The organism is Serratia sp. (in: enterobacteria), from assembly GCF_051654945.1.
Taxonomy (GTDB): domain Bacteria; phylum Pseudomonadota; class Gammaproteobacteria; order Enterobacterales; family Enterobacteriaceae; genus Chania.
Genome location: NZ_JBOFZA010000072.1, coordinates 22,940 through 44,509, shown reverse-complemented (window position 1 = coordinate 44,509; position 21,570 = coordinate 22,940). Strand labels below are relative to the sequence as shown.

Genomic DNA, 21,570 nt, shown 5'->3' with positions numbered 1-21,570 from the left:
TATGACTATGCAAACTCACGGGCCATTATCCAATGGGCTCGAGGCCGAACACGTCTATCTCAAGATCAACGGCAACCGTATCCACTGCGCCATTGCCGGTAGCGGCCAGCCGGTATTGCTGCTCCCTGGCTGGCCACAAACCTGGTACACCTGGCGTTACGTCATGCAGGCGTTAGCTAGTGCGGGTTTTCAGGCGATTGCGGTAGATCCCCCTGGAATGGGTGATTCGGACAAACCCCTTGGCGGCTATGACACCGGCAGCGTGGCAGAAAAACTCCATCAGGTCATGGCGCAACTGGGGCATCAGCGTTATGCGGTGATCGGCCATGATATTGGCATGTGGCTGGGTTACGCGCTGGCCAGTGATTATCCGCAGACGGTCAGCAGGCTGGTTTTGACCGAGGCGGTGATCCCCGGGTTGGCGGAAGCTCCACCGATCTTTGTTCCCGCCGAGGACAACATTTTCCTGTGGCATTTCATGTTTAACCAATTAACCGACCTGCCCGAAGCCTTGACCACCGGCAGAGAGGCGGAGTATTTGGGGTATATTTTCAACCGCTGGTCTTTCCGCCGCGATCGCGTCGCCGCAGAAACCTATATAGCGGCTTATTCGGTGCCAGGTAGTTTGCGGGCCGGTTTTGATTATTACCGGGCTATCCCGGAAACCATCCGGCAAAACCAGCAGCGGGCTAAAACCCAGCTGCCGATGCCGGTGCTGACGATAGGTGCCGAGCATGCTACTCGTGATGCACCGTTCCTTACCTTGCAAGGTAAAGCTTGCCATCTTCAAGGGGAAATGGTGCCCGGCTGTGGGCATTTTATTACCGAGGAAAGCCATGAGGGATTTATCGCCCTGATCCTGCCTTTTTTACTGGAGGGCAAAGATCATGCCGCTGGATAAGCAGATCGCGCTGTTTTTGCAGCAACAGGCCGATGCGACTGCGCCATCTTCATTGGAGGCACTGCGCACGCAGACGGCGGTTGGGTTACGGAGCTTGCAGGGAGAGCCACAGCCCGTCCAGGGAATATCGGAATTCCACATCCCGGTCAGCGGTGGGCAGACTATTGCCGTGCGTGGTTATATTCCCTTGAATGCCTTAGTGGATGAACCGCTTGCGTCAATGGTGTTCGCACACGGTGGCGGTTGGTGTCTGGGGTCGCTAGACGTTTATGATGTGCCTTGCCGCGCGTTGGCCAATGCGACTGGGCGAATGATCCTGTCCGTCGATTATCGTCTGGCGCCGGAATATCCTTTTCCGACGCCATTGGATGATGTTTATCAGGCGCTCTGCTGGGCTTCGGAACAAGCCACCCACATCGGTATCGATCCTCTGCGGATCGCGCTAGGCGGGGATAGTGCAGGAGGGAATCTGGCTGCGGCAGTCGCTCTGATGGCCAGAGATCGCGCGGGGCCAACCGTAGAACATCAATATCTGCTTTATCCGGCTCTCGATAGCGGGATGACGATGCCAAGCTTTAGCCAATATGGCGAGGGTTATTATCTGACGCAGGAGGTGATGAGCTGGTGCTGGGAGAATTATTTAGGGCAGGAGTCGGATCGACAGCAGCCTTATGCGTCACCATGGTATGCAGAAACCGTGGCAGATTTGCCGCCTGCCACGATCCTGGTTTGTGAATACGATCCGCTGCGGGATGAGGGCGAACGCTATGCGCAGCGCTTACAGGCAGCAGGCATTAGCGTGAAATGCCAACGCTTGCCCGGTATGGTGCATGCCTGTATGCATATGACCGGCTTGACCCCAGCGGCCCAGTCTTTATTTACTGCGCTGGAGACATCGGCTTAACTTTGTTGCCTGCCAGGGAATGGCGGGACAAAGCGGCATTAAAATGATAAATCTGATGTTGATGACTCCGAGAAAGAGTAAGGAACCCGATAAGTGCAAGGTGTGCCAGAACAGTTTCCGTTTGAAAAAGACCGCGCCCAGTTCCGGCATTTGCCGCAGCTGCCGGGCGTGGAGCTTTATCAGGCCCATATCGATCGCTACGCGTTTGAACCGCACGCCCATGATGCGTTTGGCATCGGCACGGTGGAGGCGGGCGCGGAGCGCTTTCGCTACCGGGGGGCACAGCATCTGGCCGCACCCGGATCCTTGGTGTTGATGAACCCGGATGAGCTGCATACCGGTGAAGCGGAAACCGCAGGTGGCTGGAACTATCGCATGATCTATCTGGAAGCGGCGGCGCTGGAGCGAATTTCCGGCGAGAAGGGCTGCTGGTTTAATGAAGTGATCCATCATGATGCGGCAGCGGCCAAACGGCTGTCGCAAACCTTGGCGGCGCTATGGCAAACCCGCGACAGCTTGGCGCTCGATAGCTTGTTGCTCTCCGTGGTTAATATTTTCCGGCCCTATACGCGCATTGCTCAGCCACAACAGAATGAAGCCGCTCACCGCATGACCATCGTGAAGGAGTATTTGCGGGATAACTTCGCCTCACCGATCACGTTGAGCGATCTGGCGGCTTTGGTGTCGCTTAGCCCTTACCATTTCCAGCGTAAATTCAAGACTCAATTCCACGTGACCCCACATCAGATGCTGATGGCGATCCGGCTTGAGCGGGCCAAACAGATGCTCGGGCGGGGAATGCCCGCTGCTCAGGTGGCTGTGGCGGTCGGGCTGGCCGATCAGGCACATCTCACCAAAGCGCTGGTTAATCGTTACGGTGTCACGCCAGCCCGCTACCAAAAACAGGTCATGGGCTGATTTCCGGCGCAAAACAGCAACCTGGTACAATATTCTGCTCGCGCCACTCTCTATCCTGACGCCACTTGAGAATTTCTGTTGTTGATGGAGTGATTATGTTTGTCGGCGTGTTGTTTGCCCTGATTGCCGGGTTGATGTGGGGCCTGATCTTTATTGGCCCGGTATTGGTGCCGGACTACCCAGCCGCGTTGCAGTCTACCGGGCGCTATCTGGCTTTTGGGCTTATCGTGCTGCCGCTGGCCTGGTTGGATCGCCGCCGTCTGCGTCAACTGCTGGCTAAAGATTGGCTAGAGGCGCTGAAACTGACCGCGATCGGCAATTTGTTGTATTACCTGTGCCTGGCCAGTGCGATCCAACGTACCGGTGCGCCGGTATCGACCATGATTATCGGCACGTTGCCGGTGGTGATCTCGGTGGCCGCCAATCTGTTTTATGGCCACCACGACGGCCGTCTTTCCTGGCGTAAGTTGACCCCGGCTTTGCTGATGATTGCCCTTGGGTTGGTGTTGGTTAACGTCGCGGAATTGCAAGGCACTAGCGAACCCATTGATGTCTGGCGTTACAGCAGCGGGTTGGGATTGGCGCTGTTGGCGGTGATGTGCTGGACCTGGTTTCCTCTGCGTAACGCGCGCTGGCTTCGTGATAACCCGGATAAACGACCCGCGACCTGGGCCACGGCACAGGGGATTGTGACCTTGCCTTTGGCATTGGTGGGCTATGTGCTGGTTTGTGGGCAACTGGCGTTGACACAACCGCAGTTCACGCTGCCGTTTGGCCCCAGACCGGGAGTGTTTATCCCGCTGATGATCGCCATCGGGGTGCTGTGTTCCTGGCTGGGTACATTGTGCTGGAACGAGGCGAGCCAGCGTTTGCCGACGGTACTGGTAGGGCCGCTGATCGTGTTCGAGATCTTGGCCGGGTTAGCCTATACCTTCATGCTGCGCCATAGCTGGCCGCCGCTGCTGACGCTATGCGGTATTGCCTGCTTGATGGTGGGTGTGATTTACGCCATGCGTCTCAAACTGGAGCCGAGGGTTGTTTCATTGGAAGAGAAAAGTTGAAGGCTGCTCGATAGGGCGCTGTCTGAGGCTACGGGTTTCCCCGTAGCCAGTATCAGTTAACGTTTGCTGTGTTGGATGATCTCTTCGGCCACATTGCGTGGGGCTTCAGCGTAGTGGCTGAACTCCATGGTATAGGTGGCCCGGCCTTGCGACATGGAGCGCAGCGTGGTGGAATAACCGAACATCTCCGACAGCGGCACCTTGGCATGGATCACTTTGCCGCCACCACCAGGGATATCTTCCATCCCTTGCACCATCCCACGCCGTGACGACAGATCGCCCATCACGTTACCGGCATAATCCTCCGGTGTTTCGACTTCGACCGCCATGATTGGCTCCAGAATTGCCGGGCTGGCCAGGCGACAGGCTTCTCTAAAACCAAAGATGGCCGCCATGCGAAACGCCTGTTCGGAGGAGTCCACGTCATGGTAGGAACCAAAGGTCAGATGCACTTTGACATCGACCATCTGATACCCCGCCAGCACGCCATTATTCAACGCCTCCAGCACGCCTTTTTTCACCGCCGGAATATATTCGCCGGGGATCACGCCGCCTTTGATCTCATCAAAGAATTCAAAGCCTTTACCCGGTTCATTGGGTTCCACCGTCAGCACCACGTGGCCATATTGGCCTTTACCGCCGGACTGGCGCACAAATTTCCCTTCAATATCGGTCACTTTCTGGCGGATGGTTTCGCGGTAAGAGACCTGCGGTTTGCCGGTGTTGGTTTCGACGCCAAACTCGCGTCGCATACGGTCGACAATGATCTCCAGGTGCAATTCGCCCATACCATAGATGATGGTCTGGCCGGAGTCTTCATCGGTACGCACCCGCAGCGAAGGATCTTCCGACGTCAGGCGTTGCAGCGCAATCCCCATTTTCTCTTGATCGGCCTTGGTTTTCGGCTCGATAGCCTGCGCAATCACCGGCTCCGGGAACACCATGCGTTCCAAGGTAATGATGGCGTTAGGGTCGCATAGCGTATCACCAGTGGTCACATCCTTCAGACCGACGCAGGCGGCGATATCCCCGGCGTGCAGTTCATCGACTTCCTTGCGATCGTTGGCGTGCATCTGCACGATGCGGCCAATACGCTCTTTTTTGCCTTTCACCGGGTTATAGACGCTATCGCCCTTGGCCACGATGCCGGAATAGACGCGGATGAAGGTCAACTGGCCCACAAACGGGTCGGTCATCAGCTTGAACGCCAGTGCCGAGAACTTTTCACTATCATCGGCCTTGCGGGTGATGATGTTATCGCGCTCGTCATGGCCTTCCATGGGGGGCACATCCAGCGGAGAGGGCATCAGTTCGATCACCGCGTCCAGCATGCGTTGGATGCCTTTGTTACGGAATGCCGAACCGCACAGCATCGGCTGGATCTCACCGGCAACGGTACGCGCACGAAGCCCCTGGACGATCTCCTCATTGGTCAATTCGACCTGGTTGAGGTATTTGTCCATCAGCGCTTCGGAGCCTTCCGCCGCCGCTTCAATCATCTTGTCACGCCATTCTTTGGCAGATTCGAGCATTTCAGCCGGAATTGCCTCGAAACGATAGGTCATCCCTTGGGTGGCTTCATCCCAAAAGATGGCCTGCATGCGGATCAGGTCCACCACGCCAGCGAAATGGTCTTCCGCGCCGATGGGGATCACCACCGGCACCGGGTTGGCTTTCAGGCGCTCGATCATCATATTGCGCACGCGGAAAAAGTCGGCGCCGGTGCGGTCCATTTTGTTGACGAAGGCCAGCCGGGGCACCTTATATTTATTAGCCTGACGCCACACGGTTTCGGACTGCGGTTGCACGCCGCCGACCGAGTCATACACCATCACCGCGCCGTCCAGCACGCGCATTGAACGCTCCACCTCGATGGTGAAATCGACGTGCCCGGGGGTATCGATGATATTGATCCGGTGCTGAGGATAATTATGCTCCATGCCGTTCCAGAAGCAGGTGGTTGCGGCGGAGGTAATGGTGATCCCGCGCTCCTGTTCCTGCGCCATCCAGTCCATGGTAGCGGCGCCGTCATGGACTTCGCCCAGCTTGTGACTGACCCCGGTGTAAAACAGAATCCGCTCGGTCGTCGTGGTTTTGCCGGCATCAATGTGCGCCGAGATGCCGATATTGCGGTAGCGTTCGATGGGGGTAGTACGTGCCATAATCAACCTTTCTTAGCCTTGTGGCGTGCGGCTTTAACCGTTTAAGTAATAATGATATCCCTCAATGGGTTATCAACCAGACCTGCAATGACAGCGTCATGCGGCCCTAGAGTAATCGTAGTGGATAGTATTGACTTTATTAACCTATGACTGTGATAGGTCGTTTAAAAATCAAACACTACAGAAAGCAGGGGTGTACCGCACAGAGGGTTTGCGCGCAGGGGCAGGGAATACACGGCTGCATAGGAAACTAATATTAATCTCGCCAATAACGAGAGTTTTTGCTCGTTTAACGTGCGATAAGAAATATATCCTTGTGAAACTTCATAGAGATCAAATCTGGCTAGAGACATTCAACAAACTTTATGGTTAGATCATCGCGTCGCCCGGTATATAAATTATTTACCGGGTAGGACGAACTTTATCTACTCATGGATTAAGAGCTTAAAATGCAAAAAACAACTTTATCAGTACTTCTGGCTGGCGCAATGGCGCTGTCTTTCGGTGTGCAAGCTGCGGGTGAAAGCACCCTTTCTTTAGGTTATGCTCAAAGCCATGTGAAGGTTGACGGCAATAATCTGGATGAGAACCCAAAGGGTTTTAACCTGAAGTATCGCTATGAAATTGATAGTAATTTAGGTTTTATCACTTCCTTCACCTACACCAAGCAGTCGTATGACTATTATCTTGGTCGTTACAAGGTGGGTGATGCGGATTTAAAATATTACTCCCTGACCGCTGGCCCAGCCTATCGCTTTAATGATTATATCAGTGCCTATGGTTTAATCGGTCTGGGTCACGGTAAATCCACTGCCAACGTATCCTATGCGGGTTATTCCGCTAACGCAGATGAAAGCAAAACCAGCATCGCTTATGGTGCAGGTTTACAATTGAATGTCACCCCTAATATTGCGCTGGATGCTCATTATGAATATTCCAAACTGGGTGATTTTAAAGTCGGGACCTGGACCGTTGGTGCTGGCTATCGTTTCTGATAGCAGAGAGTTATTAGAAAGGGTTTTGAGAGAGCATCAGCACACCACTACCCGCTGGTAAACATGAGCTGGTCTTCTCGAAATCACGGAACCGACGCCCAGGTGAGTATGGCGTTGGTTCTGGTTATATGTCACCTTTCCCGCCAATCCTTCCTGCCGTTTGCTGCCAAAAATATGTAAACATCACTTCCACATTCGGTTGGCGGGCGGTTTAATGTTGCAGTGTTAAAATCCCAAGTAACCGATTGCTGAAAGGACTCGTCATGTCTGCGTTTCGTGTTCTGTTGTTGCTGGCCGTCACGGCGCAAATGCCGGCCTATGCCAAGCCGTTGTTCAAAACACCCGTGACTTCGCCAGGCACGATTAACTGGCAACCATGCAGCAGCACTGCCTTCCAACACTGGTTCAGTGATGAACCCCCTCCGGCCGCGTTGCAATGTGGTTATGTTGATGCGCCACTGAGTTATCAGAATGCCACACAAAGCGTTCGGTTGGCCCTCACGCGCTTACCTGCGGCAGGTCCTAAAAAAGGCAGCGTGGTGATCATCGCCGATGGCCCGGGAACACCTGGGATCAATCCGCATATCGCCGGGCAGGGGCCTGCTTGGCGGTTGCAAAAATCTTACGATATCATCGGTTATGATCCCCGTGGTGTTGGACAATCGACGCCCAAAATTTCCTGCCAACTGACCGCCAGTGAGGAAACACCGTCACCGGATGAAAACGATATTCCTGGGGCAGAGCAACAAGCCCGGGATATGGCGGCGGCCTGCATCAAGCAGACTGGAGTCGAAGTGGTGCAACACATGGGCACCCATGAAGCGGTTAACGATCTTGATGCCATCCGCCGGGCTTTAGGTGAGCCTGCATTAACCGCCGTGGCTTACTCTTACGGCACCAAAGTTGCAGAGTTGTATGCGGAGCGTTTCCCAAAGAAAATCCGCGCGTTGGTGCTGGATGGTGTGGTGAACCTGAAGGAAGATGATTTTACCCAGCGTATTAACCAGCAGCACGGCTTTCAACAAAGCTTCCTGCGCTTTGCGGATGAGTGCGAGAAAAGCGGTTCATGCCCGTTAACCAGCGAACCCAACAGGGCGATCCAGTTGTACCATGTACTGTTGCGCAGGTTGCACGATACCCCCTTTATTACCCCGGCAGGTTATGAAATCTCTGCCGATGATGCGATCACCCTGACGCGTAATCTGCTGCCAAAACGAGAGCGTTGGCCCGAGCTGGCCGCAGCCTTGCGTAAAATTGATGAGGGCAAAGCCGATGATGCGGTGGCCACGCTGATCGATGAAAGTTACACTCCAGATGCCGATGATGCGCGAACGGTGATCGAGTGCGCAGATCTGGCAAAACCTGACGCCGATCGGCTGTTATTACGCCGACAACGCCAACAAATCAATAGCGCAGCTTCATTCCCCAACTACTTGCCGCTGCATGAGTATCCCCTCGAAACCTGTGATTTCTGGCCATACCCTGGTCATCAGCAACCACATACGCCGGTGATCTCTGCAATACTGCCACCGCTGCTGTTTGTTACCCAACGCTATGATCCGGTGACGCCTTACCGTGATGCTCGTGAGATGGCCTCAGCCTTTAAAAGCCCGCTGATCACTCGCGAGGGGGATGGCCATACGCTGGTGTTGACAGGGGTGAACAGCTGTGTGGATGAAGAGGTCGTGGATTATCTGTTGATACCGAAAAAACCGCGGCGGGATAAAAGCTGCCGTTGAAGCGCAATGGGTAGATAATTATATGTGCCTGAGCAATGTGACAGGATATTTTACCAAATAAGTCCTGAAGCTTATCGTTCAGAGGGCGTTTCTCAAATCTGCTAAGCAGGGGCAGCCTCGGCATTTATGCCAAGAAGGTTCTGCCCCGTGGCGTAGTACATGATCAGGCTGAGTGTCTGGTAGGAATACAGATTTTGCCATTAATGATGTGTGCATCCTGGCGGATCCACTCATTTACTTTGTAGACACTGGTTCTGTGCAGTTGTGCGAAGGTTTTAATATCTCCGTCATGTTTTTTATATATAAATTCCCTGACGCTGGTCAATGTGCGGCTCTCCATGAGATGTGGCTTCCTAGCTAGTTGGTTGTTGGCGCTTATCCATTATTGAGTGGGTGCATTATAGGAGATAGCGTAGCACAAAGAATTAAATACAGGAATCAAACTTTAAGATGCTTTAAATATTCAGACTATCGATATTTGATTAGAGATACTTAAGCGATGTAGTAAGTTAAACGTAGTCAATATTATTTGTCATACTTACTGCCAACCAATAAAACCCATATATTTCATATGGATGAAATTAAGCTCTTGTCTTTTTCATAACATTTACGGGGCAATCACTGTGTGGAATTATTACCAGAAAGTAAGGGGCGATTAGTTATATCAGCGTTTTTGAGCACGATGTGAGGCAAAAAAAGATAATCAGGCAATAGCAATAAAGCTGGGAATTTTCTTATTGTCGGCGTGGATGAGTTTTTTCTTGGACTAATTAAGGGATATAGCGAGAATAATCTTAATTTAAAATGAGTCAGGTCATTACCAGAGATTTGTCTGAACTTAGCAGTCATGAGCGTTCTATGAGGTGTTTTCCTGTGACACTGAGGCCGCAGAAAACACTAAAGAGTGAGCGCATTCCGCTTACGACCGAACCGAATTTCGGCCATAGGTCAGCTGCGCTCACGGGAGTTAATTCAACCCAAGCCTACCAGTAATTTCCGCGATTTCACGCCGCCATTGCTGCTGTAACTGCGGCTTTTGATGTTTGGGTTTACGCAGTAAATCCTCCTCAAGTTTGTGTTCAAGATCGACCAATGTGGCCAGCAGGTGATCCTCATTGGTCGATATTGCAGGTTCAGAAAGCGGTTGTTGATCAAAAGATAACGCCAGCTCGGCATGACTACTCCCCCCAAGGAGGGTGTAGACCGCTGAAAGGTCGTGCCATTCGGTCAATTTACGATCGTCAATCAGCCAATAGCGATTACAGCTTTGTTCCATCAGCGTGCGATCGTGAGTGACCAACAGCACGGCTCCCGCAAATTGTTGCAGCGTTTCAGCCAACTCCTCCTTACCTGCCATATCCAGATGGTTGGTCGGTTCATCAAGCAGCAGCAGTGAGTAGTTGGCCAGGGTAAGCCCAACAAACAGCAAGCGCGAACGCTCGCCACCGCTCAACGTACACACCTTCTGTTGATGACGCAGGTAAGGGAAACCGGCTCCGATCAGCGCCATTTTCCGCTGGTCTTCGGTCAGCGGCGCGAAGTGGCTCAGGGCATCGCTAAGCGAATCCCGATCGTTAAGCTGTTGCAGACTCTGATCGTAATAGCCAATACGCACTCGAGGGTGGAAAATCGCACCCTGGCAATTAGCTTGTTGGTATTCCTGCCACAGGAAGTGCAGCAGGGATGACTTGCCACAGCCGTTACGGCCTACCAGCGCAATACGATCGCCACTTTTAACCTTAAGATGATCCAGGTTAAACAGCACCGGCGCAGCAGGAGCAGGGCGAATGGCTAGCGTTTCCAACGCCAGCAGACGATCAGCAGGTAGAGCTTCACCACTGAGCCGTAGCCGCCACTGGTTGCCTGCGCTCAAGGTGGTTTGCTGATCCTTCAATCGCACTACCTGTTTTTCCATCTGCTTGGCTTTGCGCGATAGGTCTTCGTTGTCATACACCTGGCCCCAGACGGCCAGGCGTTTGGCACTTTTCTCCACGCGGTCGATTTCCTTTTGCTCAGCCTGATGACGGCGCTCATCAGCCAGGTCTTGCTCTTGCAGAGCGACGCGCGCCTGCGAACAGGGCAATTGGAAATACTGGAGCGTTTTATCACGCAGGATCCAGGTACAGTTGGTTACGCTATCGAGCAAACGGCCATCGTGGGAAACCAGCACGAAGCTGCCGTTCCAGCCATTAAGAAATTGCTCCAGCCACAGCAGCGTCGGTAAGTCCAGATGGTTACTGGGTTCATCGAGCAGCAGTAAATCAGGCTGGCGGATCAGCGCCCGGGCTAACAGCAACCGGGTATGTTGGCCACCGCTCAGGGTTCCGGCCGTCAGATCCCATGCCGCTCGTTCGAACCCCAGTTCGGCAAGCAACACTTCACCTTGCCAACGTTCTGGCTGATGTTCACCGTCAGCCAGTCCTGTCAGAACGGCTTCCAACAGCGTGCTGTGATACAGGGCTTCGGGCAGGTGTTGTTCCACCCGGGCCATCAGGCATTGGTGTGATGGGGTGACGCTACCGGCGCCGGCAGGCAGATCGCCGCTGAGAATTTTAAGCAGGGTGCTTTTACCGCAACCGTTGTGGCCGATTAAACCGATACGGTCGCCTTTTTTCAGACTAAAGGAAACCTCAGCCAACAGCGGGCCGAAAGCGGTATCAACACCAACAGATTGTGCAGCAAGTAATGTCGTCATAGTGCTTACTCAAGGTTACAGGCATGCAGATGCCTATCGTCAAAAAATTGCCGACGATAACCCGGTAAGCCGGAGGGAAGAACTTTGATGTGAGTACACTTCGCTCAAGCTTAGGTTATCGCAGCACGATACCGGTAATGCTTGAGCAGTGACGATCGCCAAGGTGATGTGAAAGTATAAACCATTCACAAGACAGCATTGGGGACCTCCTTTTCATCGTTATAGGTTGATAGGTGAGCGAATTATAGAGGGGATTTACGGTTTCGGCTACTGACGGATAAAAGGAGACGTAACAGGCAGGTCACCTGCCTGTTACGTCTGGAGCGATCACTCATCTTCTGCGTAGATTTCTGGATCCTGAATATGTTCCAGCACGTCCCCCGGCTGACAGTCAAGATAGCGACAGATAGCGTCCAGCGTTGCAAAACGTATCCCTTTCACCTTGCCCTGTTTTAACAGTGAGAGATTTTGTTCGGTGATTCCGGCAGCGGCGGCCAGGTCTTTGGATTTGACTTTGCGTGTGGCTAACAACACGTCTAACCGGACGATGATCGACATAATGGGCTAACCTCACACGAACTGTTGATTTTCACAATGCAACTTGCTGGCCTGCTTCAGGATCTGTGCAATGACGGCAATACAGGCTGCCAGAAACAGGGCAACGATATTTCCCGTATCGATACCGAGCGTCACCATCCGTTGGCCAACAGGCTCCTGCATGGTGAGCCAATAGCTGAGTAACGGCTGACACAATAGCTCTAACACGGTCCAAATAGCGACATATTGGCCCATTTTCCCCAGATGATGGGCGGCAATATCTGAGAAATAGGCGCGTTGAGCATAGGTTTGGAACAGCTTGCGCAAGTGATTTAAGCCAAGCGCCAGTGCCACAAGTGGTACGCTCGATAAGATAATGCCCCCGGTAATTTGCCACCATGGGAAGCTGTACAAATCAGCCCCCATGGCGTTGATTAAACTGTTTGAGATGGAAAATTCAAATCCATAACCCTCATTGGCAGCGAGACTTGGGAATAACCAATAGGCAGCATTCAGCAGCAACATGGCGAGGAGTAAGCACAAGGTGATAGTAGCCATGCGTTGGCTGAAGCGAGTAAGGCGATCTAATGTCATAAAACCCTCGAGTCGTTGAGTAGAAGTCGCCGTAACTTTAGCGCTTTAATTATCGTAAAACAATAATAAATTATCAAAATTCGATCATTAAAGTTCGAGGCCTTGAAGATAACCTGAAAACGGTTGTTTTTTTGATCGCCAGCCAATCGTGATGAGGGGCACGGTGGGGATCCGTCAGGCGTCAGGTAATATTTCTGCTAACCTTCTCGGATTAATGCGCTTTTTCACTGAATAGCTTGTTATTATAATCGCCGCTTATTGTTGATCAGGCGCAGTGATAGCCATCGTTGCGCCTGTTGCGTTTTATCGCCAACCCCATGCTGAGCATTCACCGTTATGATCAAGTCATTACAGATTTTCCTGTTCACCTTTTTGTTGTTCGGCTTACCGCTGGTTCCACTGGCCAATGCCACACCGCAGGGCGCTACGGTTGAGCTTAGCCAACAAGATATTGCAGCTGCCATAAAAAGTTATCAAAAACAGCTGGATACCATTAAACAGCAGGTCTCGAAGGCGAGCACCGACGGCCAGTTGAACAAACTGTTTGAGGCCACTCAGGTATTGGCTACCGATGCAGAAAAGCTGACCACCGACCTGCAACCCGTACAGGCGAAGTTACAGGCACAGCTCGACGTGCTTGGCCCGCAGCCTGAGCCTGGGGTAATGACCGAAACCGCCAGCGTGGTGCAACAACGTAACACGCTCAATAATGCCAAAAAACAGTTGGACGATGCCGTCAAACGTTCGCACGCCATCAGAACCGGTGCGTTCGACCTTGGCCAGCAAATTACCGATCTGCGTCGCGTGGCGTTCAAATCCCAGTTGGCGTTGAATACCGGCAGCATTCTTAGTTCGCAATTCTGGTTACCAGAGTCGTCCTCACAGGCTGAGGATTTAGCGCGCCTGAATGACTTCAAGCAGCAACTGGAACAAACCCTGGATAACAGTTGGCAGGAGGAGTGGCGCTACGGAACGTTAGCTTTACTGATACTGGCTGCGGCTAGCTGGTCACTAGGCCGCTATTTCGTCGAACAGTTATTTTCCTGGGTGTGTATCCGCTATTTACCCGATGGCCGTTTACGCCGCAGTTTTATGGCATTAATGACGGTGCTGATCACGCTGTTCGCCACCACGCTGGCGCTGAATCTACTTACCTTCGCGTTTTCTCGTGTGCAGCCGCTGACGCCCCAAGTGCAGGATTTCGCCGATGGCTTCATGCAACTGGGTATTTTCTGCGCGCTGATCGCGGGGTTAGGCAGGGCTTATCTTTCGTTGAACCGTCCATCATGGCGTCTGGCGCAGATGGATGATGCCATTGCGAGCGGCATGCGTTTCCTATCGCCGCTCTTGGCCGGCTTGGCCATGGCCTTTGGTACCGTGGAACTGGTTAATAACGTGATTAGCTCCAGTCTTGGCAGCACCGTGCTGGGTAATGGACTGGCTACCGCACTGATGGCATTAATCCTGTTTGCGATACCGATCCGGGCGCGGCGTATTCGCTTCAGGCTAGAGCAGCAGGGGATGCATCTGGAAAAACGCTCTGCCATTGCCGGGATAATCCATATCGTCATTATGGTATCGGCAATCGTGATCCTGTTCTCACTGTTGATTGGCTATGTGGCTTTCGCACGCTTCCTGACCTATCAGTTGATTTGGGTTGCATTGGTCTTGATGGCGTTCTATTTCCTGGTGATTTTTACCACCGACTTCTGTGCGGCCATCTTTTCCCCCCAGACAGCCAGCGGGCGGGCGCTGAAAAAATCGCTGCACCTCAAAGATCGCCATCTTGAACAGATGACCGTCATCTTCACGGCATTGTCCAAATGCTCATTGATATTATTGATGATTGTGGCCCTGATTAATGGGTCTTTTGGTACAACCACACCGAACTCCTTGCTGCAAAAAATCATCGCTATCCTCAGTGGTGAAGGGCTAAGACGGCTGAATATCGTTCCAAGCAACCTGCTGAACGCGGTGATTTGCCTGGGGATAGGCATCTATGTGCTGCGGGTAACACAGCGTTGGTTAAGCCTCGAGTTGCTGCCAAAAACCATCAGCGATATCGGTATCCGCGCTTCGCTGGTGACGTTGTTCAGCAACGTCGGTTATGTGCTGCTGATCCTGATCACGCTGGCGACGCTGGGTATTCAGTGGAACAACCTGGCCTGGATCGTCAGTGCGCTATCGGTGGGTATCGGTTTCGGCCTGCAGGAAATCGTGAAGAACTTTATTTCAGGCCTGATCCTGTTGACCGAGCGCCCGGTAAAAGTCGGGGACATGATTGGCATCGGCGGGGTTGAAGGAGATGTGCGGCGCATCAACGTACGCGCCACCGAAATCCAGCTCAGCGATCGCTCAACCATGATTGTGCCTAACTCTCAGCTGATCTCGCAGAACGTGCGTAATGCCACCATGGGGAATGCTCAAGGGGTAGTCACCGTTGCGCTGACTTTTCCCACCGATATCGATCCCGAGCAGGTACGCAATGTGTTGCTAAGCGCCTACCATGAACACGATGCCATTCTGGAAACGCCTGCGCCTTACGTTCGCTTCAGCCAGCTCGGTCCAGACGGGATTATCCTCAGCGTGACCGGCTATGTTGCCAGCCCACGCATGGTTGGCTCCACCAAGAGCGACCTGTTGTTCAATATCCTGAAGCTGTTGCGTGCCAATAGCGTCAATCTTTCCAGCCCGAAAGAAGTGGTATTTATGAAGCAACGAGCAAAAACCCTGGCTGATGAAGAAGAGCATTCATCCTGAAGAGACAACATTAATGAGCCATTCGCTGGCGGATAACATCATCGGCATCTATCAACGGCATGCCGGTGCATTTGAGCAGAAGCGGTCTACCACTCTGTTTGAGAAGACTTGGTTGGACCGCTTTATGAACCCGTTACCCGCCAATGGGCGGATCCTGGATATCGGCTGTGGCAACGGTATGCCGATCGCCGATTATTTTATCCGGCAGGGCTTTCAGGTGACAGGAGTGGATAGCTCGCCTCAGATGATCGATCGTTGCCTGCAACGCTTTCCCGAGCAGCGGTGGGTAGTGGCAGATATGAGATCCTTGGCGCTGGCGGACACGTTTGATGGGCTTATTGCCTGGGACAGTTTTTTCCATCTGACGCGTGATGCTCAGCGTCGGATGTTTAACATTTTCCGGCAACATGCCAATAGCATGGCCACATTGATGTTCACCAGCGGCACCAGCAATGGTGAAGCTATCGGCAGCTTCGAAGGCGAAGCCCTTTATCATGCCAGCCTGGCACCTGAAGAATATCGGCAGTTATTGCAGGAGCAGGGGTTTAGCGTGGTGAAAACGGTGATAGAAGATCCCGACTGCGGTGGACGTACCGTTTGGTTGGCGCAACGCGGCTAGTACGATCGGTCGTGATTGAGGATGGACTGGCGAAAGGAGAGCGAAGGTGATCGAATTTGTTTATGCCATTGTGACTAAAACCCCCTTGTGGGTTTATGTGCTTTTTATCTTCCTGATACTCAGAGGGCTAAAAGCTCGGAAGCCCGCTATAGTTTCCCTCGAAAAACTGGCGATCATTCCGCTCATCTTTCTGCTTTGGGACATCTATGATCTGGTGGAACGACATCAGATCACCGTTATCGTGCTGTTGATGTGGTGCACCGGCCTGGCTTTCGGGGCTTTCATCGGCTATGGGCTGGTAAACTCGGCACGAATCGAAGCGAGCAATGAGCCGCGCAGCATAAGCCGACCTGCTGACTATTCGGTTTTACCTCTGATGATGATCGCGTTTGTCACCAAGTATATTCTAGGTGTCATCGCTTCAATATCGCCAGACACATTGCAGCAACCCAACTGGCTCGCTTTGGCGATCGTTTCTGGCGGACTATTTGCAGGCATATTCGTTGGCAAGTTTATTCACTATGTAAGATGCTATTTTTTGGTCACAAAGCGGGCGCGCTAAGCCACAGTCCGCTATAAATAGGTCATCACTCAGGAATTGGTGTTGAGAAAAATGCACGTAATCAGAAGAATCGTGAGAAAGATAGAAAAATACGTACCGGTCACCTTTATCCTGGCGTTGATGGTTGCGCATAACGGCTACTTGATTCTTAGCCCGATCCTTTGGCACGGGTTACAACATTCTGATGATTTTTTGCAAAACTTCAGCTCCTGGCAACAGGCGCTGGGATTTCTCGACGCGACGGACATTCCGCGCTTTATGATTGGCATTGTGCTGTTCTTTATGGCGGGTATGTTGTTGTTAAGGACGCGTATTGCCTGGATTTTCTCACTGTTGTTACTCAGCTGTATCGTCATTGTTGATATCGTTATCTTTAATCAGATCACTGCGTTGGTGGGATATTCACTACTCACTCTATTAGGGCTGTTAATCTGCTGGCGCCGTTTCGACCAGCGTAAACTGGCGAGTACCGGCTTTTTTGCCGTCACCAGCGTAGCCTCATTGATTGTCTACAGTATGTTAGGCACGCTGTACATTGGCGATCAATTCACACCTGCGGTCACCGATCTGCCAACGGCGTTTTACTTTGCCGTTGTCTGTATGTCTACAGTCGGCTTTGGCGATATTATTCCCCATACTACAGCCGCGCGGATGTTCACACTCACGGTGATTATCTTTGGGATCACGGTTTTTGCCGCATCCCTGGCATCGGTTGCTGGCGTGCTAATCAGTCAAAATCTTCAACGCATAATCAAAGGGCGGTTCTCTCATATGGTGCGTAAAAATCATTATATTATTGTTGGTACGTCGTCATTGGCACAAAACGTCTATCAGGGATTGATCGACAGCGGCGGAAACGTAACCATTGTTTGTGAGCCCGGTAATAAACAACATTATCCTGAACATGCGGATGTGGTTGAGGGCGATTCTTCAGCGGTAGCGACGCTGTCATTAGCCGGAGCCGAAAAGGCGAAGTACATTGTTGCCTTGACGGAAAGCGACGCGGTTAACGCGTTCATCATTTTGGCTGCTAAAGAAGTCGGCGGACCAGAGACCAAAACTATTACGTTGGTTAATGAAAGCCAGAATATGAACAAGATTAAACGCGTCAAACCCGATGCGGTACTCTCTTTGCAGCTGTTAGGCAGCGAATTACTGGTGCGGTCGCTCAATGGTGAGGTGGTGAATCACGATCTGAAGATTGATTCGTTTTTTAGCAACGGGGAGGCTAAGTAACCTGGATTTTCTGCTACCGATCAACGCAGGCAACAGCTCGAGGGCCTATCACGCCAGTCACTGGGGGTAGGCTCAGGCTCAACATTGTCGAAATGCGCCATCTGATGTTAGCTTACCTGGAGCTATTTTTTTATTAAAAAATATCATCAGGCTTAATCAAGGTTTTAAAATTCCATAATAAAATATAATTGCAGCCTCACTTTCCATTACCTTTTTATAATAATATCAAGAATAGGATTAATCTTGATTTATTATTTGGACTTCATTTTGTTTCTCATGTTAGGATTTTCCTGCGTTATCGCACTGCACTTATTACAGGGAGGTAGTAAAGTGAGAATAAGGATGTCCTTATTGATTTACCCTCCCTGGATATAAGAAGCTAAGGCTACCGCGCACTAATCAATGGTTCATAATATTAACCATTATTAATCTAATGCAGTTTAAAAATGAAGAAGGCACAGCAAATGATTTGCTGTGTTTATTTAACACTAGTGTAAACAAGGAATATATACATGAAAGCAATCTCCATCAAAACGACTCTGGCAACCCTTTTCCTGGCCGGTCTGTCCAGCAACGCCTTTGCCTACGATGCGCAAATCAATATCACTGGCGAACTGACGGAAACCACCTGCGTAATCAATGGTAGCACCACTGGCCCGGCAGTCCAGAACATCACTCTGCCAACCTTGTCCAAATCTTCACTGACCGGTGCAGACTCTTGGGCTGGCCGCGTACCTGTCACTTTCACATTTACCGATTGTGACGCCTCAACCGCAACAGCCACCTTTGAAAACGGCACCAACATCAGCGCTGATGGCAACATGAAAAACCTGGCTACCGTCACCCCGGCAACCAATGTTGAAGTTCAGCTGTTGAATGCTGCGGGTACCGTGCTCAACCTGGCGTCAGACACCGTGTCTACCCCAATCGTCAACGAAACTGGCGCGCTGAAGTTCTTTGCCCAGTATTACTCTAAAGATGGTGCTGCTACTGCCGGTAAGGTGGTTTCACACGTCGAATTCTCAATGAATTACAACTAATTCCCCTGGGGGATACCTGAGGTTTCGGTATCCCTCTTTTTTTAAGGGCATCAGTAATAAGGTGCCCTTAAAAAAATGGAATTTGGTCATTGTTGGTTATCCCTTCCCTTGACCCCACCAATCTTTGGAGAAATAGTCATGTTCGCTGGCTTTCTACTTGTAGTGACTCCTCGCCAGACACGGCGGATATTCATGACCAGCCTGTTGGCGATGGCGGTAAGTTCGACTGTGCACGCGGCTTCGGAGCTTGCAGAATTCGATCCCGGCTTTTTCCGCGGGCTCAGTGGCCAAGCGGTCGATCTCTCTCGCTTCAGCAAAGGCAACGCCCTGGCCCCCGGGCATTATCGCTTTGATGTGTACGTTAATGACCTGTGGGTGGGCCGTCAGGAAATCGCTGTCACCCTGACCGTCCCAGAAGCGGGGATGAGTTATTGCTTTACCCCTGAACAAGTACGGCAATGGGGATTGGATGTCAGCAAACTCCCTGAGGCCATCCTGGCCCAGCAGGCGTTAAAAAACGAGAAGTGCTTTGACGCCGAGAAATTTATTCCTGGCTTTAAGCTCAGTGCCAACACCGGCGAACTGATGCTGGAGATCACCATTCCCCAGGCCTTTATCGGATCACGCCGTGGCGTTGTGGCCTCCGAACTTTGGGATCATGGCGTCACCGCCGGTTTTGTCGGCTATAACCTGAACACATTCCGCACCAATAACCGGGATACTGGCAATACTACTCAGTATTTTGGTGGTTTTAACAGCGGGGTTAATCTCGGGGCTTGGCGGTTACGCCATAACAGCAGCTACACCCGGGCTAGCGGTAACGACAGTACCGGCCACTATCAATCCATCAGTACCTATGCTCAGCGCTCTATCGCGCCGCTTAAAGCACAGCTTACTGTGGGGCAATATTTCACGCCGGGCGATCAGTTTGACAGCGTGCCGTTTACCGGCGTGCAGTTGACCAGTGATACCCGCATGAACCCCGATAGCGAGAATGGCTTTGCGCCGGTGATCCGCGGGATCGCCAACTCCAATGCCAAGGTCACCATTCGCCAAGGTAACAATGTAATCCACGAAACCAGCGTGCCGCCCGGCCCGTTTGCCATCGACGATCTCCACAGTACCGGCTATTCCGGCGATCTGCAGGTGAGCGTAACCGAAGCCGACGGCCAGACCCGTATCTTTACCGTGGCCTATGCGGCGGTACCTCAAATGTTGCGGCCGGGGATTTCACGTTTCAACCTGTCCGCTGGGAAATATCGTGACAGCACACTCGACAGTGTTCCCAGTCTGTTGTTGGGCACTTGGCAGCACGGGATATCCAACCTGGTGACTGTCTATACGGGTGGCATTGTGGCAGAGAAATATCAGTCGTTGCAGGGCGGGCTGGCATTGAACACCGGCATCGGCGCGTTTGCAATGGATCTTACCCAGTCCTGGGCTAGCGGCCTGAAAGGCAATGCCACCGGGATCGATGAGCATATGCAGGGGCAAAGTTACCGGGCAACTTACAGCAAACTGCTGTACGAGACGCGCACCAACTTTACCCTGGCGGCGTACCGTTTTTCGAGTGAGGGCTACCTGAGTTTCGGTGACTTTGCCCGGGCGCGTAGCACCCAGACTCCGACGTTTAACGAGGTGAGCAGTCTGCCCGGTCTGATTGGCACTGTTGCCGAGTCTGCCCGGCCACGGAACCGCTATCAACTGAACATCAACCAGCCTTTAGCCGATGGCTACGGCAGTCTGTTCTTCAGCGGTTCGGCACAGAACTATTGGCATAGCGGTGGAGGCACCAGTACCACCTTCCAGGCGGGTTATGGTAACAGCTATCGTTGGGGGAGCTTCAACGTAGGCATCAGCCGGACTCTTGGCTCGGCGGGCCAGTCGGATACGCAGTACCTGGTCAGCATCAGCATTCCTCTCGGTAGCCGGGCTCGTGCGCCTATGCTGACCACCTCGCTGAACTACAGTGACAGCAAGAACACCACGGCGCAAACCACCCTGAGCGGTACTGTGGGCGAAGATAATCAACTGAGCTACAACGCATTTGGCAGCAACAACAGGGCGGACAGCCACAGCGCCAATTCGTTGGGTGGCAACCTACAGTACAGCTCACCGTATGCGGTGATGAGCGGTGGGGCCAGCAGTGGTAATGGCACCCGGCAGTTGAGTCTGGGGCTGAACGGCAGCGTCGTTGCCCACCCGGGGGGTGTCAACTTCACACAGTACCAGGGGGAAACCATGGCGGTGGTCCAGGCCAAAGGCGCGCAAGGGGCAACCATCAGCAGCAACGTTGGTGCGGCAGTTCAGGGTAACGGCTTCGGGGTGGTCTCCGGGTTGATGCCATACCGCCAGAACGAAATCGCACTCGATCCGAAAGGGACATCACAGAACGTGGAGATCCAGGGTAGTTCCCAGCAGGTGGCTCCCAGCGCTGGGGCGATCACGATGCTGAAATACGAGACCCAGACCGGTACGCCGGTGATGTTGCAGGCTACCCGTACCGACGGCAAGCCGATCCCGTTAGGGGCCGAAGTGCTGGGTGACAAGGGGCAGTATCTGGCGATGGTGGGTCAGGGCGACCTGATCTTCGTGCGCGGTTTGGATCCTCAAGGGCGACTGGTAGTGAAATGGGGGCCGGACACCAACCAGCGTTGTTCACTGCTGTACCGTTTACCTGCCAATCTGGACAAGCTACCGGACTACCCAAAAATCGCTGCGAAGTGCGAGCTGTAAACACGATTTCTGCCCGGTAATGCCGGGCGGAAATCCGAATCCTGCATAGTTGTTTTTAAGCGCTATGATTATTTAAAGCACTGTTTTTCTCTTATTCATTTTTTGTTGGAA

16 protein-coding genes are annotated in these 21,570 nt (G+C 52.4%); 12 read left to right on the top strand and 4 right to left on the bottom strand.

Features of this window, described 5'->3' with window-relative positions; all coding sequences use genetic code 11:
- Window position 1: 1 nt before the first annotated feature.
- From ACRDCA_RS10645 to ACRDCA_RS10630, 4 genes are all read left to right on the top strand, one after another.
- Window positions 2-901, top strand: a complete 900-nt coding sequence (locus ACRDCA_RS10645; protein WP_438689480.1) for an alpha/beta fold hydrolase — start codon at window positions 2-4, stop codon at window positions 899-901.
- Window positions 888-1,805, top strand: a complete 918-nt coding sequence (locus ACRDCA_RS10640; RefSeq protein ID WP_438689479.1) for an alpha/beta hydrolase — start codon at window positions 888-890, stop codon at window positions 1,803-1,805. Before ACRDCA_RS10645 ends, ACRDCA_RS10640 begins: the two co-directional genes overlap by 14 nt.
- 93 nt (window positions 1,806-1,898) lie before the next feature.
- A complete protein-coding gene (locus ACRDCA_RS10635) occupies window positions 1,899-2,723 on the top strand; it encodes an AraC family ligand binding domain-containing protein (protein WP_438689478.1) in 825 nt (274 codons plus the stop codon).
- A gap of 95 nt (window positions 2,724-2,818) precedes the next feature.
- Window positions 2,819-3,784: a DMT family transporter gene (locus ACRDCA_RS10630; RefSeq protein ID WP_438689477.1), complete on the top strand. Its 966-nt coding sequence runs from the start codon at window positions 2,819-2,821 to the stop codon at window positions 3,782-3,784.
- A 56-nt stretch (window positions 3,785-3,840) separates the two neighbouring features.
- Here ACRDCA_RS10630 and fusA read toward each other — a convergent pair whose 3' ends face one another.
- Window positions 3,841-5,946 (bottom strand): elongation factor G, encoded by a 2,106-nt coding sequence (gene fusA, locus ACRDCA_RS10625; protein ID WP_438689476.1) that lies wholly within the window; start codon window positions 5,944-5,946, stop codon window positions 3,841-3,843.
- A 449-nt stretch (window positions 5,947-6,395) separates the two neighbouring features.
- On the opposite strand from fusA, the gene ACRDCA_RS10620 reads away from it, so the two are divergent.
- Window positions 6,396-6,941: an Ail/Lom family outer membrane beta-barrel protein gene (locus tag ACRDCA_RS10620; RefSeq protein WP_438689475.1), complete on the top strand. Its 546-nt coding sequence runs from the start codon at window positions 6,396-6,398 to the stop codon at window positions 6,939-6,941.
- Between the two features lie 263 nt (window positions 6,942-7,204).
- Complete coding sequence (locus ACRDCA_RS10615; protein ID WP_438689474.1) at window positions 7,205-8,680, top strand: alpha/beta hydrolase; 1,476 nt, start codon at window positions 7,205-7,207, stop codon at window positions 8,678-8,680.
- 967 nt (window positions 8,681-9,647) lie between these two features.
- Here the strand turns inward: ACRDCA_RS10615 and ACRDCA_RS10610 are convergent.
- From ACRDCA_RS10610 to ACRDCA_RS10600, 3 genes are all read right to left on the bottom strand, one after another.
- Window positions 9,648-11,375, bottom strand: coding sequence for an ABC-F family ATP-binding cassette domain-containing protein (locus ACRDCA_RS10610; RefSeq protein ID WP_438689473.1), 1,728 nt, complete (start codon window positions 11,373-11,375; stop codon window positions 9,648-9,650).
- 327 nt (window positions 11,376-11,702) lie between these two features.
- Entirely contained in the window at window positions 11,703-11,933 is a 231-nt protein-coding gene (locus tag ACRDCA_RS10605; RefSeq protein WP_021804454.1) for a helix-turn-helix domain-containing protein, read from the bottom strand.
- A gap of 12 nt (window positions 11,934-11,945) precedes the next feature.
- Window positions 11,946-12,506, bottom strand: coding sequence for a DUF2975 domain-containing protein (locus ACRDCA_RS10600; protein WP_438689472.1), 561 nt, complete (start codon window positions 12,504-12,506; stop codon window positions 11,946-11,948).
- Window positions 12,507-12,842: 336 nt separating this feature from the next.
- On the opposite strand from ACRDCA_RS10600, the gene ACRDCA_RS10595 reads away from it, so the two are divergent.
- The 6 genes from ACRDCA_RS10595 to ACRDCA_RS10570 all read left to right on the top strand — a co-directional run bounded on the left by ACRDCA_RS10595 (window position 12,843) and on the right by ACRDCA_RS10570 (window position 21,459).
- Window positions 12,843-15,266 (top strand): DUF3772 domain-containing protein, encoded by a 2,424-nt coding sequence (locus tag ACRDCA_RS10595; protein WP_438689471.1) that lies wholly within the window; start codon window positions 12,843-12,845, stop codon window positions 15,264-15,266.
- A gap of 13 nt (window positions 15,267-15,279) precedes the next feature.
- Window positions 15,280-15,885 carry a class I SAM-dependent DNA methyltransferase gene (locus tag ACRDCA_RS10590; protein ID WP_438690135.1) on the top strand — a complete coding sequence of 202 codons (606 nt, stop codon included), beginning with the start codon at window positions 15,280-15,282 and terminating at the stop codon, window positions 15,883-15,885.
- Between the two features lie 46 nt (window positions 15,886-15,931).
- Entirely contained in the window at window positions 15,932-16,447 is a 516-nt protein-coding gene (locus tag ACRDCA_RS10585; protein ID WP_438689470.1) for a hypothetical protein, read from the top strand.
- Window positions 16,448-16,498: 51 nt separating this feature from the next.
- Entirely contained in the window at window positions 16,499-17,683 is a 1,185-nt protein-coding gene (gene kch / locus ACRDCA_RS10580) for a voltage-gated potassium channel protein (protein ID WP_438690134.1), read from the top strand.
- A gap of 512 nt (window positions 17,684-18,195) precedes the next feature.
- Window positions 18,196-18,723: a fimbrial protein gene (locus ACRDCA_RS10575; RefSeq protein WP_438689469.1), complete on the top strand. Its 528-nt coding sequence runs from the start codon at window positions 18,196-18,198 to the stop codon at window positions 18,721-18,723.
- A gap of 138 nt (window positions 18,724-18,861) precedes the next feature.
- The gene (locus ACRDCA_RS10570; RefSeq protein ID WP_438689468.1) at window positions 18,862-21,459 is read left to right on the top strand and encodes a fimbria/pilus outer membrane usher protein; all 2,598 of its coding nucleotides are present in this window, start codon (window positions 18,862-18,864) and stop codon (window positions 21,457-21,459) included.
- Window positions 21,460-21,570 lie beyond the last annotated feature (111 nt).